Below are 14,176 nucleotides of genomic sequence, written 5' to 3'. Positions count from 1 at the left end.
TACCTTGTACAGTACGATTTTTGCTTGATAGGACAAGGATTATTCATCACAAACCACCAATTTTTCACGAACTTCTAAAAGAAGGTTATGGAAAAGCTTCACGCCAAGTGATACAATACAAAAGTGAATAAGTCAAAATGAAACACTCAAGCGGATTCACTTATTGTGAAATTCGGTTTGCTTGTATGATGAGAGGGATTCGCTTGCGCACCCGACTTATCTAAAGACATGAGGAGGACAAACCATGACTGACAAGAACGAAGCGATTCAAAAGGACGAGAACACTACAATCGACAACCTGTCGATTACTACCGTACGTACTTTGGCGATTGATGCAATTGAGAAGGCAAATTCCGGACATCCGGGTATGCCTATGGGCTCCGCTCCAATGGGGTACCAACTTTTTGCAAAAACGATGACTCATAACCCGGACCACCCAACTTGGGTTAACCGGGACCGTTTTGTCCTGTCTGCAGGACATGGCTCCATGTTGCTGTACAGCTTGCTGCACCTGAGCGGATATGATCTTCCAATGGAAGAACTGAAACAGTTCCGTCAATGGGGAAGCAAAACTCCGGGTCACCCGGAATTCGGACATACTGCAGGTGTTGATGCAACAACCGGCCCACTGGGTCAAGGTATTGCAATGGCTGTAGGTATGGCGATGGCTGAAGCTCAACTGGGCGCAACATACAATAAAGACAAATTCAACGTAGTTGACCACTACACTTACGCAATCTGTGGTGATGGCGACTTGATGGAAGGCGTATCTCATGAATCAGCTTCCCTGGCTGGACGTTTACACCTGGGCAAATTGATCATGTTGTTCGACTCCAATGACATCACGTTGGATGGTAAACTGGATCTGTCTTCTTCCGAAAGCATCGCGAAGCGTTTTGAAGCTTATGGCTGGCAAGTGTTGCGCGTTGAAGATGGTAACGATCTGCCTGCAATCGAAAAAGCAATTCAGGAAGGTCAAGCAGATACACTGCGTCCTACACTGATCGAAGTTAAAACGGTTATCGGTTATGGTAGCCCGAACAAACAAGGTAAAGGCGGCCACGGCGGTACTCACGGATCTCCACTGGGTGCAGACGAAGCCAAATTGACTAAAGAGTATTACAAATGGGTTTACGAAGAAAACTTCCACGTACCAGCTGAAGTTCGCGATCACTTTGCACAAGTGAAAGATCGTGGTATCTCTGCTAACAAAGCTTGGGACGAGAAATTTGCCGAGTACAAAAAAGCTTTCCCTGAGCTGGCAGCTCAATTCGAAACAGCGATTAACGGCGACCTTCCAGAAGGTTGGGACCGTGATCTTCCTAAATATGCAGCAACAGACAAAGCTCTTTCCACTCGTGTAGCATCCGGTAACGCTCTGAACGGTCTGGCACACAACGTGCCACAACTGACAGGTGGATCTGCTGACTTGGAAAGCTCCACAATGACTCACTTGAACAACCTGGAGAACTTCACACCTGAAGATTACTCCGGCCGTAACATCTACTTCGGTATCCGTGAATTCGGTATGGCTGGAGCAATGAACGGTATGGCACTGCACAGCGGTGTGAAAGTATTCGGAGGTACGTTCTTCGTATTTACCGATTACCTGCGTCCGGCTGTTCGTCTGGCTGCCCTGATGGGATTGCCTGTAACGTATGTTCTGACTCACGACAGTATCGCTGTTGGTGAAGACGGTCCTACGCACGAACCGATCGAGCAATTGGCATCCCTGCGTATCATTCCTAACCTGACGGTTATTCGTCCGGCTGATGGTAATGAAACTTCGGCTGCTTGGGCTTACGCGCTTGAGAACAAGAGCAACCCGGTTGCACTTGTACTCACTCGTCAAAACCTGCCGATCCTGGAAGGTACGGTTGAAGGTTCACGTGAGAACGTGAAACGTGGTGCTTATGTTGTCTCTGATGCAAAAGATGGCAAAGCGGTAGCACAAATTATCGCTACAGGTTCTGAAGTGCAATTGGCTGTTAAAGCTCAAGCAGCACTTGCAGAACAAGGCATCCAAGTTCGCGTAATCAGCATGCCAAGCTGGGATCTGTTCGAGAAACAAGACAAAGCTTATAAAGAGTCCGTTCTTCTTCCGGATGTTAAAGCTCGTCTTGCAATCGAAATGGCTTATCCAATGGGCTGGGAGAAATATGTTGGCGATCAAGGTGACATTCTCGGAATCAGCACATTTGGTGCTTCCGCGCCTGGCGACCGTGTTATCCAAGAATACGGCTTTACAGTGGATAACGTGGTTAGCCGCGTAAAAGCATTGCTGTAATAGAGGTTGTTCAAAAAGTCTGCTTTTGATTACGAAGGATGCCTCACGGCATCATCAGCGTCGAAGATGGGATTCAGCCGAATAAGAATATGCTTACGGAGTATGTTTCCTTCGGAAACATTGTAGTTGCTCACGTAGTTTTCTCCTACGCTCCGCTACTCCATTTCTAGCTTCATCCCATCTTCTCGGTACTGAAAACCTGACTTTTTGAACACGCACTTATAGCTTCATAAGCACTGCTATGGTTGGGAGGGCATCATGCTGTCCTGATCCATGGCAGTAAGTTATTTCCGCAGAGCATGGGCGGTAACTCGTTATCGCCCTGATCTGTTTTGCCTTTTGTTTTCATTAACTTCAGGGGAGCGGGTACGCATGTCACAATTCGATCAAGTCAGTGTAGTGAAAGAGGCCAACATTTATTATGATGGTCAAGTAACCAGCAGAACGGTTATTTTGGGGGATGGCAGCAAAGTGACTCTGGGCATCATGCTTCCAGGCAGTTATGAGTTCGGTACGGATTCCCGTGAAATTATGGAGATTCTGTCCGGAGATCTGAAAGTATTGCTTCCCGGTGAAGAAGAGTGGCAAGAGATTCAAGGTCAAGCTACGTTCCACGTGCCTGCCGAATCCAAATTCAAACTGGAGATACGCAGCGTTACTGACTACGTCTGCTCGTACCCGGCGGAATAACATAAGAAGGGTAAGCAGAACCGCAACCCGCGGATTCGGTTTACCCTTTTTGCTTCTTGAATTCTAACGACAAAGTTCGAGCTGCAAGCTTGTCAGCCCCGTGGATTTGAAGTATCCTTAAGGCAAGTTGTTTAGAATGGAATACGGACATAATATAAGAGGTTGTTCAAAAAGTCCGCTTTTGATTACAAAGTTTGAACACGCACTATAATCGAAATCAGGAGGTTTTTGAGATCATGGCAAAAAAAGTGACATTTGACTATAGCACGGCATTGCAATTTGTAAATCAGCACGAAGTGGATTATTTCGCAGAACCGATTCGTCTGGCTCATGAGCAGCTTCACAACGGAACAGGAACAGGCTCCGATTATCTGGGCTGGATTGACCTGCCAACGGCTTATGACAAAGAAGAGTTTGCTCGCATTCAAAAAGCGGCTGCCAAAATCCAAAGCGACTCCGAAGTACTGATCGTTATCGGTATCGGTGGATCATACCTGGGTGCACGTGCAGCGATCGAAATGCTGACTCACTCTTTCTATAACAATCTGCCAAAAGACAAACGCAAAACGCCTGAAATCTACTTTGCAGGAAACAATATCAGTTCCACATATGTAACTCATTTGCTGGATCTGGTTGAAGGCAAAGATTTCTCCGTCAATGTTATCTCCAAATCCGGTACAACAACAGAGCCGGCAATTGCTTTCCGTATCTTCCGTGCAGCACTGGAAGAGAAATATGGTAAAGAAGAAGCACGCAAACGCATCTATGCTACAACAGACAAAGCACGTGGTGCACTGAAAGAACTGGCAAATGCAGAAGGATACGAATCTTTCATTATCCCGGATGATGTAGGTGGACGTTACTCCGTTCTGACAGCTGTAGGTTTGCTGCCAATCGCAGCAGCGGGTATCAGCATCGAAGAAATGATGCAAGGTGCGGCTGACGCATCCAAAGAATACAGCAACCCGAACGTAGCTGAGAATGAAGCATATCAATATGCTGCTGTTCGTAACGCATTGTATCGCAAAGGCAAAGGCACTGAGATCCTTGTAAACTATGAGCCATCCCTGCACTTCGTGTCCGAGTGGTGGAAACAACTGTTTGGAGAGAGTGAAGGTAAAGATTACAAAGGGATCTATCCTGCATCCGTTGATTTCTCTACAGACTTGCACTCCATGGGTCAATTCATCCAGGAAGGTAGCCGGAATATCTTCGAAACTGTTATCCAAGTTACTGAAGTTGCTGAGCATATCTCAATCAAATCCGATCCGGACGATCTGGATGGTTTGAACTTCCTTGAAGGCAAAACTATGGACTTTGTTAACAAAAAAGCGTTCCAAGGAACACTGCTTGCACATACGGATGGTCAAGTACCAAACCTGATTGTGAACATTCCAGATATGACTCCATATTCTTTCGGATATCTGGTATACTTCTTTGAAAAAGCATGCGGTATCAGTGGCTACCTGCTGGGCGTCAATCCATTTGACCAACCAGGCGTGGAAGCTTACAAGAAAAATATGTTCGCATTGCTGGGCAAACCAGGCTTTGAAGAAGAGAAAGCAGCGCTCGAAGCGAGACTTTCCGAATAATTCATTAGTTTGCTCATATAGTTGAATAAGGTAATGTAAATCTAACCGGGAATCACTGTTCGTGTAAGGGCAGGGTTCCCGGATGTAGATAACCAGGGCAGTTCGTCCGCGTTCGCGCGGTGAACTGCTTTCTTGTAAAATGGACTCAGGAAAAGATCAGAAAGTTGGATTTAGGATGATTGAACGTTATCGCACGGTTCGAGGACCGGGCAATCTGGAAATTGTAATCAAGAAGTCGCGATTTATCGGTCATATTATGCCGGTCACGACAGAGGAAGAGGCTGTTGCCTTCATCGATGAGATCAAGAAAAAACATTGGAATGCAACTCATAACTGCTCTGCATACATGATTGGGGAGCGGGACGAGATCCAGAAGCAATCCGATGACGGTGAACCCAGCGGAACAGCAGGGAAACCCATTCTTGAAGTGATCAAAAATCAGAAATTAAAAAATGTGGCAATTGTGGTTACGCGATACTTCGGGGGAATTATGCTTGGAGCTGGCGGGTTAATTCGTGCTTATACGGATGGAGCTGTAGCAGCCATTGAAGCCGGAGAAGCCATTACCAACGTACTGCATCGTGAAGTGTTTGTTGAACTGGATTATACGTGGCTGGGTAAAGTGGAAAATGAGTTAAGAAGCCGGGAAGTCCGTACAGGTGAAACTGGATTCACCGATAAGGTTACGTTGACTTGTCTTCCGCCGGATAGTGAAACCGAGGCTTTTGTAGCCTGGATCACGGATTTGACGCAAGGGCAATCCCGGATCACGGAGGGACAGCGGCTTTATTTTATTGAAGGGGAATAAAATATATGGCTAGAAGAGCAGTCGAACAGGAGTTGTCGAGGGAGCGGATACTGGAGGCGGCGAGGCACCTTTTTATTACCAAAGGATACCGCGCCATTTCGATGCGAAGCATCGGCCAGCATCTGGGCTATAGTCATGGGTCGCTGTATTATCACTTTAAGGAAAAGGCAGAGCTGTTCTATGCCATCGTGGTTGAAGATTTTAATCATCTGGGGCATTTGCTGCTGCAAGCCATGGTCAGGCCGGTTCGTGATGATGTGAGCAAGGTAGAGCACATTATGATGGAGTTTATTCGCTTTGGTCTGGAGAATCCATACCAATACGAAATTATGTTTATGATCAGGGACGAAGAACTGTTGTCTTATTGTCGTACCGAACAGGGGCGTTGCTTCGAATTGTTTGCATCGATTATAAGGCAGTATATGAATGAAGCGAACTGTACGGAAGAGGATATTCAAAGGGTACCGCGTACGCTATTTTTGGCTATGCACGGATTCATTTCTTATTACATTCAGGACCGTTTAACGTTTGTGGAGATTGAATCGTCTGCGCTGTCTCATGTCAAAGTGCTGTGCCGCAATCTGGGTCAGCAGTCTGGCGACCAATAATGGCGCTGTTGTTGCACCCCTACACTTCAGGGCGGTGATTTGTCATAACTTTAATTCTTTATAACGTTGTCTCGCGAAAGTTAATATGCGCAGTAGACCAAGTCAGGCGGCTCCGACCCGGAATGAGGGTGGACCGCCTGTTTGTGTTTGCAAAAAATGAACGAGTTGGTGGCAGGTCTATTGGACCCAACTAACCTTCCATGATTTTGAGAAAGTACTCCCGCTCACGTGGTCCATCGAATTCGCAAAAGTAAATGCCTTGCCAGCGGCCGAGCAGCAGCCTGCCTTCGTGAATAATCACCGTCTGTGATGGTCCTGTTGTGATCGATTTGAGGTGAGAGGCTGTATTGCCTTCGGCGTGTCGATACTCGGGGTGCTCCCAAGGGTACACTTCGTCCAGGCGCAACAAGATATCGTGTTTCACATCCGGGTCTGCATTTTCGTTGATGGCTATCCCCGCCGTCGTATGTGGACAGTAGATGAGGACCGTCCCATTCTGCACCCCGCTACTCTGGACAACCTGCTTTACGTCCCATGTGATATCCTTCATTTCATCTCGTGTCGAAGTGGATATATTCTTCTTGTGTAACATGTTAGATCACTCCTTATCATCTCTGTTCTTACCCTCGATTGTACCTTAACCACTACATACCAAACAAACCACATATGAAGACGGATATGTGAATCGCACAATAACGGAGAGGTCAGAAATAACCTGAAGTGATTTTATTAATTGATCTCATATGTGGCCCAATTATATTCAATAAAAGCATTGACGATTAGCACTGCAAACTGGTAAAGTATCAGAAAAGCAAAACCAAGTAGACTAATGGGAATAATATTAAAGTAATATCATCCAACTTAGGAAAAATGTCGTATTAAATCCAGGAAGACTGCCGACCGGAGTTAAAGCCGGAGGCTGGGAGGGAACGCAGCAATGAATACCGTTCTTCGTCATAAGGGATGGACTTGGGGATTCCGCAGTACCGTATTGTTATATTTTATCGTACTTATTGTACTTCCAATCATCGGTGTGTACGTCAATTCCTTCTCTGAAGGATGGAGCAACTTTGTTCAGAGCATTATGGACCCCATCGCGTGGAAAGCCGTACTGCTGACCATTCGGCTGGCCGTCATTGCCACGCTGATTAATGTGGTTTTGGGCACGATGATCGCCTGGGTGCTGACAAGATATCGCTTTGTGGGCCGATCGTTTCTCAACAGTCTGGTTGATCTCCCGTTTGCACTGCCAACAGCGGTGGGCGGCTTGATGATTATGCTGCTTTTGGGTCCGGTCAGTGCCATCGGGAAACTGGCAGAATCCATGGGATTTGAGATTGTATTTCACCAGCCCGCCATTGTTATCGCGATGACCTTTGTCACGTTTCCGTTTGTTATCCGTGCAGTGCAGCCTTTGCTGGAAGAAATCGATCCTTCCGAGGAAGAGGCCTCGTACACGATGGGGGCATCCAAGGCTCGCACGTTCATGCAGGTTATTTTGCCTTCCATGGCACCTGGCATGATCAGTGGGGGGATGTTGGCTTTCTCTAGAGGACTGGCTGAATTCGGGGCTGTTGTGCTGGTGGCTGGTAACATTCCGGGCAGAACACTGACTGCTTCCGTATTTATCTACGGGGAGATTGAAAGTGATAATCCAACGGGGGCTGCTGCTGTATCCGTGTTGCTCCTGACGCTCTCCTTCCTGATCCTCTGGCTGATCAATCTGGTGCAGATGCGGGGGAGAAGACGATGAGACGACTGTTAATCGGACTGACGTTTGCGGTATTTATTGTACTGCTGATCATCCCGCTTGGACGCATTTTTATTGGCGCATTTGAAGACGGGGCAGGTGGATTCCTGAAAGGGTTAATGCGTCCTGAGGCGTTACATGCCTTGATGATGACCGGACTGGTGGTTCTGGTGGTCACCCTGTTAAATACATTGTTTGGCATCATGATGGCTCTTTATCTGGTTCGTGCCGGATGGCTGAGTGAACGGATAAAAGGGCTGCTAAACAGCATTGTAGACCTGCCTTATGCCGTATCTCCTGTCATTGGCGGTTTGATGATTGTGTTGATGTTGGGACCTAACAGCATTATGGGTGCTTTTTTTGAAGGGGTTGGATTCAATGTGGTCTATGCCTTCCCAGGTATGGTGATCGCGACGTTATTTGTTACCTTTCCACTGATGGTCAGAGAGGTTATGCCTGTACTGCAGGAACTCGGTTCTCAGCAAGAGGAGGCCGCATCTACACTTGGCGCCTACGGCTGGAGAACGTTCTGGAGTGTGACATGGCCTTCGATCCGCTGGGCGGTAGTGTATGGTCTAGTCTTGACGGTTGCGCGCTCGCTTGGGGAATTCGGTGCAGTGCTGGTGGTATCCGGTAATATCATGAACAAAACGCAGACAGCAACAACCCTGGTGTATCAGGATGTAGAGAATTTTAATGTAGCAGCCGCAAATGGTGTGGCATTGGTGCTGGTCACCTTCTCCGTCGGGCTGCTGCTCATGATGGAATGGGCCAAGAAGCGAAAGGAAGTGCATTGATATGCATGTAGAAGTCCGTGATCTGAACAAACATTTCGGTGATTTTCATGCGGTAAAAGATGTCTCATTCGATATTGCCAAAGGCCATCTGATCGGTCTGCTTGGACCCAGCGGAGGTGGGAAAACATCCATTCTGCGGATGCTGGCGGGTCTGGAGAATCCGGGTTCCGGAGAGATTCGCTTTCACGGAAAAGTCGTGAATCATCTGCCTCCACAGGAGCGGGGCATCGGATTTGTATTCCAGAACTATGCCTTGTTCAAACATATGACGGTATTTGAGAATATCGCCTTTGGACTCAAGGTCAAGAAGACGCCAAAAGCCCAGATCCGTGATCGGGTGATGGAACTGGTTGAATTGACCGGGTTAAAAGGTTTCGAACAGCGCTATCCACATCAGTTATCTGGTGGGCAGCGTCAACGTGTTGCTTTTGCCAGAGCACTCGCCCCGGAGCCACAGCTGTTATTGCTGGACGAACCGTTCGCGGCCATTGATGCCAAGATCCGTCAGGAACTGCGTTCATGGTTGCGTGAGTTGATTGAGCGAGTGGGAATCACTTCGATTTTTGTAACGCATGACCAGGATGAAGCGATTGAAGTGGCGGACGAGATTATGATTATCAGTCAGGGTCGTCTGGAACAGAAGGGCACACCTTGGGATATCTACAAAAACCCGCAGACACCGTTTGTCGCTACATTTATCGGGGAGTCTACGGTTGTGGAGGATGCCTCCCAGTTGAAAGGATTCGAACATGCCGTCGAGGGTGAACATACCAAAGCGCTGATTCGACCGGAGTATATTGAGATCGGTTTGAAAAACGAGTTCACCATGCTTTCTGCTACGGAAAAAGGCACAGTCAAACATCTTCATTTCCGCGGCAGTGAATGGATGGTAGAGGTGGATGTACAGGGTCATAAGTTAATCACATATCGTTCCCTGGAGAAAACGACATTGGAGATCGGTCAACAAATTCGAGTCCTTGTACACCGTGCATACCTGTTCAATGACTCCAACAGTTGGGTGGTTGAGAACCGACTGAAGGAAGATCCGATGCCGGTGATGATTTAGATCAAGTGGAAGAAAGGGGCTGCCCATGCAGACGAGGAAGAAGAAAGCCATACTCTTATATGTTGCCCTCATGCTTCTGCTCGTCTGCATGACCGCTGGATGCAGCAAGCAGGAGGAGTCCAGTGAACAGAACGAGCCCTCTGGTAACGATTCATCCAATACGCTGGTGATTGGTGCTTATAGTGTAGCGAAAGATGCTGTAGGCGAATTGCTACCCAAGTTCCAAGAGGAGTGGAAGGCAAAAACCGGACAGACGATTAACTTTCAAGAATCCTATGAAGCTTCGGGCACACAGGCAAGAGCCATCGTTGGTGGATTCGAGGCTGATGTGGCCTTGCTCGCGATGGAGAGTGATATCGAGAAGTTGGTCAAAGCCGATCTGGTTAGCTCTGATTGGAAACAGACCCCTAATGAGGGCATGATCACCCGTTCAATTGTTGTTCTGGGCACAAGAGCGGGCAACCCGCTCGGTATTCGTGATTTTCAGGACTTAACCAAGCCAGGAGTGAAGGTACTGTACCCCAATCCAAAGACATCCGGAGGCGCACAATGGGACATTAATGCCATTTATGGTGCCGGATTGAAACTGTCGGAGGAGCAAGAGGGGAAGAAAGATCCTGCCGCAGCCAAGGCTTTTCTCGAACAGGTACATCGTAACGTTGAATCATTGGACAAGAGTGGACGTTCTTCGATGGCGGCATTCGAATATGGTGTGGGTGATGTCATCGTCACGTATGAAAATGAATTGCTTGCCCGGATCGCCAAAGGTGTAGATTATGACATCGTCATTCCAAAAAATACGATCCTGATTGAGAACCCGGCAGTTGTGGTGAATAAATATGCCGATAAACATGGAAATCGCGAACTGGCAGAAGCCTTTGTCGCATATCTGCGTACACCAGAAGCGCAGCGTATTTTTGCCAAGCATGGTTTTCGTTCAGTAGATCCGGATGTATTTGCACAGACGGAGTCGACATTTCCAACGCCAGAAGGACTATTTGATATCAACTATCTGGGTGGATGGGACGAGGTACGCAGTACGTTGTACTCCAAACGCGGCGTGTGGTATCAAGTGCTCGCTGGATTATGAGTATTGCTGATGTAATCGAATAGGTAAGCGAGCATGTAGATACTAAACCTTCATTTCAATGGAAGTAGAGATGGAGGTTTTTTACTGCCAAAAGGTTATAATAGAGGTATACTGAATCATGATTGTTACATAGTACTAGCAGGAAGGTGTGAGTTGGATGAGTGCAGAGATCAAATTATCCCAAAGTACAGCAATTCGACTGGAGCAGGCCCGCGGTAAGGGGATGACTGAGGAAGAAATTTTAAAAGCTATTCAAGCGAAAGACGTTTCCGCTTTTGACGCCGTGTCTGAAGAGGAATACCGATATAACGAATTTTTCTCGTATGCGGATGAGCATGGTGAAAATCTGGAGGCAGCAGTAAAAGATGGCTACCGGATTACCTTTAACACGCGTGGTGGACTTGGAATCTGGTTGGAGAAAGCCTTCAAGGTACAGCCCGAGAAAGACTTCACAGTGGGTGAAGGAATCATCACCGGATTACAGTTGAAACCGGAGCAGGCAGAGGTACTGGCGAAGCGGCTTGCATCGAACTGGGTCATTACGGATTCGAAGGATGTACCTGCGGGTCGGGAACTGACATTGAAGCTGCGAGCACTGGTATAATTCCAGCGATAGGTGGGTGTGACTCGAATTAATTAGTCGTGGCCTGTGTAAAAGGTAAGGCCTGATCTTCATGCGGATGACCCGCTTATAAGGTTGCATCACATGCTGACGAAGCGTACGCTCCCGAATGGAGCGAAGCATGGAATTAAAGTCTGACGGTGAACGGTCAGACCACAGACTGTCCCGAATTGCAGTGGAGAACTGCAGCGGGATGGTCTTTTTTTTGCAAAAACGGAGGTGGACGATTACAATCTACATATCATTAATTCAGGGGGAATGCGGATTGGATCAGCTAACATTTCTGGGCACAGGCGATGCGATGGGTGTTCCACGTGTGTATTGTGATTGCGACGTATGTACAGAGGCGAGGCTTACGGGAGAGAATAAACGGAAACGCTCTTCTGTTCTGATTGACGGTGGTGGGGATGGTGCGGGTGAACAGTTCATGATTGACTGCGGACCAGACTGGAGATCACAGATGGAGGATCAGGGATTGCGCATGGTGCATACGCTGCTCATCACTCATGCCCATTTTGACCATATTGGAGGATTGCCGGAATGGGCGGATGCATGCCGCTGGTTGGGGGTAAAGGGACGTTTGTATGCACCACGTGAAGTGATTGCCACCATTCAGGGACAGTTTCCCTGGTTGGGTCGTCATATGGACTTTCTGGAAACGGATGATGATATTGAACTAGGCGGCTGGAAGGTACATTCCTGGAAAGTATGCCATGGACATAACGGGTATTCGTACGCCTATCGATTGGATCAGGGTGGGTATAGCTGGGCGTATTGTTCAGACGCTATTGACCTGAAGGATGCCGAGAAAGAGCCGTTGCACGGACTGGATCTGCTGGTGCTTGGAACAAGCTTTGTGCATGAGCGTGCGGAATTCTCAACACGTTCCGTGTACGATATGCGTGAGGCGCAGGAGCTGCTGTGGGAACTGAAGCCAGGTCATACATATTTTACACATATGTCTCATGACGTCGATGTACGGCAGAATTATAATCTGGATGGAAGTATTACGATTGCCCTTACCGGGATGAAGGTGCCGCTTGGAACATTAAAGCTGGAAACGAATGCGTAACTCAACTTAACTAGCGTAACAAAAATAAATTCAGAAGAGCGTATCCTTTACAAGGGGTTCTTCGTTTACATAGTGTAAGTCAAAATCAATCAGGAACCAGCAAAGGGGGGCCCCCAAGATGGCCTTTGTGAAGTCCGTGGATTGCAGAATCAACAGACCACATGATGATGGTAAACAAGATAAATTCAATATTGAATTTAATGGCAACGACAGAAAAAATCAATTGAACCCAAGCATCCATACCGTACTACCCGATCTGATGGGTTCGTTGTATGCGTATTGTCTATCTCTGACGAAATCAGTTCCAGACACGGAGGATCTGGTTCAGGAGACCTGTCTCAAAGTGTTGTCGTCGAGAGTGGTTGGAACTTCCGGGATGAATAAAGATATAAACTGGGAAGCTTATCTGATTCGTATTGCTCGCAACAGCTGGATTGATATCTTACGTCAGCGGGAGAGATTGGCTTATAAACTGGATAGCTTGAAGCCGCTCCTTCACGAAATGGAGGAGGAAAGGCGATTCGAGGAATTGGAGTCTGCCGTACAACTTCTTGTAAATACGCTACCACCGTGGCAGCGAGTGATATATGTATTACGTGAATTAATGGGTTATAGGGCGGCAGAGACTGCGGAAATGCTGGATACGACAGAAGGCGCTGTGAAAGCAGCGTTAAGTCGTGCTCGCTCTGCCATAGCTGAAGTGAGGCACAGGTTGGAACAATCGGACGCTGAATTGCAGTATGAGGAAGGCGCAGTCGAGGACAATCGGGAGGAACTGCGCAGCTATCTGCTGGCATTTCGTAATGGAGATACAGCTCGAATTATTGATCTGTGCCTGAATCAGACTGATGATCCGATGGCTGTGGCGGGCACGATTTTGCAGCAGGCTTTGCCGTCTCCATCCATGCAGCCAATGATGTACGGGTACTCCACTTCTAGTATGAACTCGATGTCGTATGGAGGTGGGTACACGGTCAACATGGTTGCCTAAACCGAGGAGGCGACACACATGAATGTAGTACCCTATGTAGTGGAACAGACAGCTCGCGGAGAGCGGAGTTATGATATTTATTCACGTTTGCTCAAAGATCGGATCATTATGGTGTCTGGAGAAATTGAGGATCAGATGGCAAATGCCATCGTGGCTCAGTTGTTGTTTTTGACTGCAGAGGACCCGGAGAAGGACATCCAGATGTACATCAACAGTCCTGGTGGGTCGGTGACCGCAGGATTTTCGATCTATGACACGATGCAATTTGTGAAGCCGGATATCTCCACAATCTGTACAGGTATGGCGGCAAGCTTTGGCACGATATTGCTGGTAGGTGGAACAAAAGGCAAGCGTATGGCATTGCCAAACAGTGAGATCATGATCCATCAGCCACATGGCGGTACGCGAGGGCAGGCGTCGGATATGCTGATTCATGCTAACCGTATCATTCAGCATCGTCAGCGTCTTAACAAGCTGTTAGCCGACCATACAGGGCAGTCGATTGAGCGGATTGAGAAGGACTCGGATCGAGACTATTTCCTGACCGCTGCGGAAGCAGTCGAATATGGATTGGTGGATAAGGTCATATCCAGCACATAACATTAGCCTGGGAGGTCATATGACCTTTCGGGCTTGATTAATCAAGAGGACGAACAGGAAACTGACGTCCTCTTTTTGTCGTCCAGATTAGCTAGCCCGTGTCTATGGATCGAATCAGAATGAGAATAATGTGAAATAAAGATTGACCATCGGTAGGTATAGTGTATATATTATATATACACACTATACCTACTGGAAACTAC

The 14,176-nt window shown here is 47.5% G+C and carries 14 protein-coding genes; 13 read left to right on the top strand and 1 reads right to left on the bottom strand.

Annotated elements, in window-relative coordinates; all coding sequences use genetic code 11:
* Nucleotides 1-244: 244 nt before the first annotated feature.
* From tkt to C170_RS14800, 5 genes are all read left to right on the top strand, one after another.
* A complete protein-coding gene (tkt, locus tag C170_RS14820) occupies nucleotides 245-2,287 on the top strand; it encodes a transketolase (RefSeq protein WP_036610788.1) in 2,043 nt (680 codons plus the stop codon).
* A gap of 372 nt (nucleotides 2,288-2,659) precedes the next feature.
* Complete coding sequence (ppnP, locus tag C170_RS14815) at nucleotides 2,660-2,977, top strand: pyrimidine/purine nucleoside phosphorylase (protein ID WP_017689983.1); 318 nt, start codon at nucleotides 2,660-2,662, stop codon at nucleotides 2,975-2,977.
* 236 nt (nucleotides 2,978-3,213) lie between these two features.
* A complete protein-coding gene (locus tag C170_RS14810) occupies nucleotides 3,214-4,569 on the top strand; it encodes a glucose-6-phosphate isomerase (RefSeq protein WP_017689982.1) in 1,356 nt (451 codons plus the stop codon).
* A 175-nt stretch (nucleotides 4,570-4,744) separates the two neighbouring features.
* Complete coding sequence (locus C170_RS14805; protein WP_036610785.1) at nucleotides 4,745-5,377, top strand: YigZ family protein; 633 nt, start codon at nucleotides 4,745-4,747, stop codon at nucleotides 5,375-5,377.
* Between the two features lie 5 nt (nucleotides 5,378-5,382).
* On the top strand, nucleotides 5,383-5,985 hold the full coding sequence (locus C170_RS14800; protein ID WP_036610783.1) for a TetR/AcrR family transcriptional regulator: 603 nt from the start codon (nucleotides 5,383-5,385) through the stop codon (nucleotides 5,983-5,985).
* Nucleotides 5,986-6,175: 190 nt separating this feature from the next.
* On the opposite strand, the gene C170_RS14795 is transcribed toward C170_RS14800, so the two are convergent.
* Nucleotides 6,176-6,577 carry a secondary thiamine-phosphate synthase enzyme YjbQ gene (locus C170_RS14795; protein WP_036610775.1) on the bottom strand — a complete coding sequence of 134 codons (402 nt, stop codon included), beginning with the start codon at nucleotides 6,575-6,577 and terminating at the stop codon, nucleotides 6,176-6,178.
* A gap of 345 nt (nucleotides 6,578-6,922) precedes the next feature.
* Between C170_RS14795 and cysT the strand changes: the two genes are divergently transcribed.
* From cysT to clpP, 8 genes are all read left to right on the top strand, one after another.
* Complete coding sequence (gene cysT, locus C170_RS14790; RefSeq protein ID WP_017689978.1) at nucleotides 6,923-7,738, top strand: sulfate ABC transporter permease subunit CysT; 816 nt, start codon at nucleotides 6,923-6,925, stop codon at nucleotides 7,736-7,738.
* Nucleotides 7,735-8,532, top strand: a complete 798-nt coding sequence (locus C170_RS14785) for a sulfate ABC transporter permease subunit (protein ID WP_036610772.1) — start codon at nucleotides 7,735-7,737, stop codon at nucleotides 8,530-8,532. Before cysT ends, C170_RS14785 begins: the two co-directional genes overlap by 4 nt.
* 1 nt (nucleotide 8,533) lies before the next feature.
* Complete coding sequence (locus tag C170_RS14780; protein WP_036610770.1) at nucleotides 8,534-9,598, top strand: sulfate/molybdate ABC transporter ATP-binding protein; 1,065 nt, start codon at nucleotides 8,534-8,536, stop codon at nucleotides 9,596-9,598.
* 25 nt (nucleotides 9,599-9,623) lie between these two features.
* Entirely contained in the window at nucleotides 9,624-10,688 is a 1,065-nt protein-coding gene (locus tag C170_RS14775) for a sulfate ABC transporter substrate-binding protein (protein ID WP_036610768.1), read from the top strand.
* Nucleotides 10,689-10,845: 157 nt separating this feature from the next.
* Complete coding sequence (locus C170_RS14770; protein ID WP_036610767.1) at nucleotides 10,846-11,292, top strand: hypothetical protein; 447 nt, start codon at nucleotides 10,846-10,848, stop codon at nucleotides 11,290-11,292.
* A 283-nt stretch (nucleotides 11,293-11,575) separates the two neighbouring features.
* The gene (locus C170_RS14765; RefSeq protein ID WP_036610765.1) at nucleotides 11,576-12,382 is read left to right on the top strand and encodes an MBL fold metallo-hydrolase; all 807 of its coding nucleotides are present in this window, start codon (nucleotides 11,576-11,578) and stop codon (nucleotides 12,380-12,382) included.
* 118 nt (nucleotides 12,383-12,500) lie between these two features.
* Nucleotides 12,501-13,373: an RNA polymerase sigma factor gene (locus C170_RS14760; RefSeq protein WP_036610763.1), complete on the top strand. Its 873-nt coding sequence runs from the start codon at nucleotides 12,501-12,503 to the stop codon at nucleotides 13,371-13,373.
* 18 nt (nucleotides 13,374-13,391) lie between these two features.
* A complete protein-coding gene (gene clpP, locus C170_RS14755; RefSeq protein ID WP_036610761.1) occupies nucleotides 13,392-13,973 on the top strand; it encodes an ATP-dependent Clp endopeptidase proteolytic subunit ClpP in 582 nt (193 codons plus the stop codon).
* Nucleotides 13,974-14,176: the final 203 nt, after the last annotated feature.

This window comes from Paenibacillus sp. FSL H7-689, assembly GCF_000517905.1.
GTDB classification, from domain to species: Bacteria; Bacillota; Bacilli; order Paenibacillales; family Paenibacillaceae; genus Paenibacillus; species Paenibacillus amylolyticus.
Note: the sequence above shows the minus strand (reverse complement) of the source record. Positions and strands in the feature narration are given on the sequence as shown.

What these genes read in the sequence shown, in the direction of transcription:
- C170_RS14805 (WP_036610785.1), top strand. Translation starts at nt 4,745, where the DNA reads ATGATTGAACGTTATCGCACGGTTCGAGGACCGGGCAATCTGGAAATT.
- C170_RS14800 (WP_036610783.1), top strand. Translation starts at nt 5,383, where the DNA reads ATGGCTAGAAGAGCAGTCGAACAGGAGTTGTCGAGGGAGCGGATACTG.
- C170_RS14770 (WP_036610767.1), top strand. Translation starts at nt 10,846, where the DNA reads ATGAGTGCAGAGATCAAATTATCCCAAAGTACAGCAATTCGACTGGAG.
- cysT (WP_017689978.1), top strand. Translation starts at nt 6,923, where the DNA reads ATGAATACCGTTCTTCGTCATAAGGGATGGACTTGGGGATTCCGCAGT.
- C170_RS14760 (WP_036610763.1), top strand. Translation starts at nt 12,501, where the DNA reads ATGGCCTTTGTGAAGTCCGTGGATTGCAGAATCAACAGACCACATGAT.
- ppnP (WP_017689983.1), top strand. Translation starts at nt 2,660, where the DNA reads ATGTCACAATTCGATCAAGTCAGTGTAGTGAAAGAGGCCAACATTTAT.
- clpP (WP_036610761.1), top strand. Translation starts at nt 13,392, where the DNA reads ATGAATGTAGTACCCTATGTAGTGGAACAGACAGCTCGCGGAGAGCGG.
- C170_RS14775 (WP_036610768.1), top strand. Translation starts at nt 9,624, where the DNA reads ATGCAGACGAGGAAGAAGAAAGCCATACTCTTATATGTTGCCCTCATG.
- tkt (WP_036610788.1), top strand. Translation starts at nt 245, where the DNA reads ATGACTGACAAGAACGAAGCGATTCAAAAGGACGAGAACACTACAATC.
- C170_RS14780 (WP_036610770.1), top strand. Translation starts at nt 8,534, where the DNA reads ATGCATGTAGAAGTCCGTGATCTGAACAAACATTTCGGTGATTTTCAT.
- C170_RS14785 (WP_036610772.1), top strand. Translation starts at nt 7,735, where the DNA reads ATGAGACGACTGTTAATCGGACTGACGTTTGCGGTATTTATTGTACTG.
- C170_RS14795 (WP_036610775.1), bottom strand. Translation starts at nt 6,577, where the DNA reads ATGTTACACAAGAAGAATATATCCACTTCGACACGAGATGAAATGAAG.
- C170_RS14810 (WP_017689982.1), top strand. Translation starts at nt 3,214, where the DNA reads ATGGCAAAAAAAGTGACATTTGACTATAGCACGGCATTGCAATTTGTA.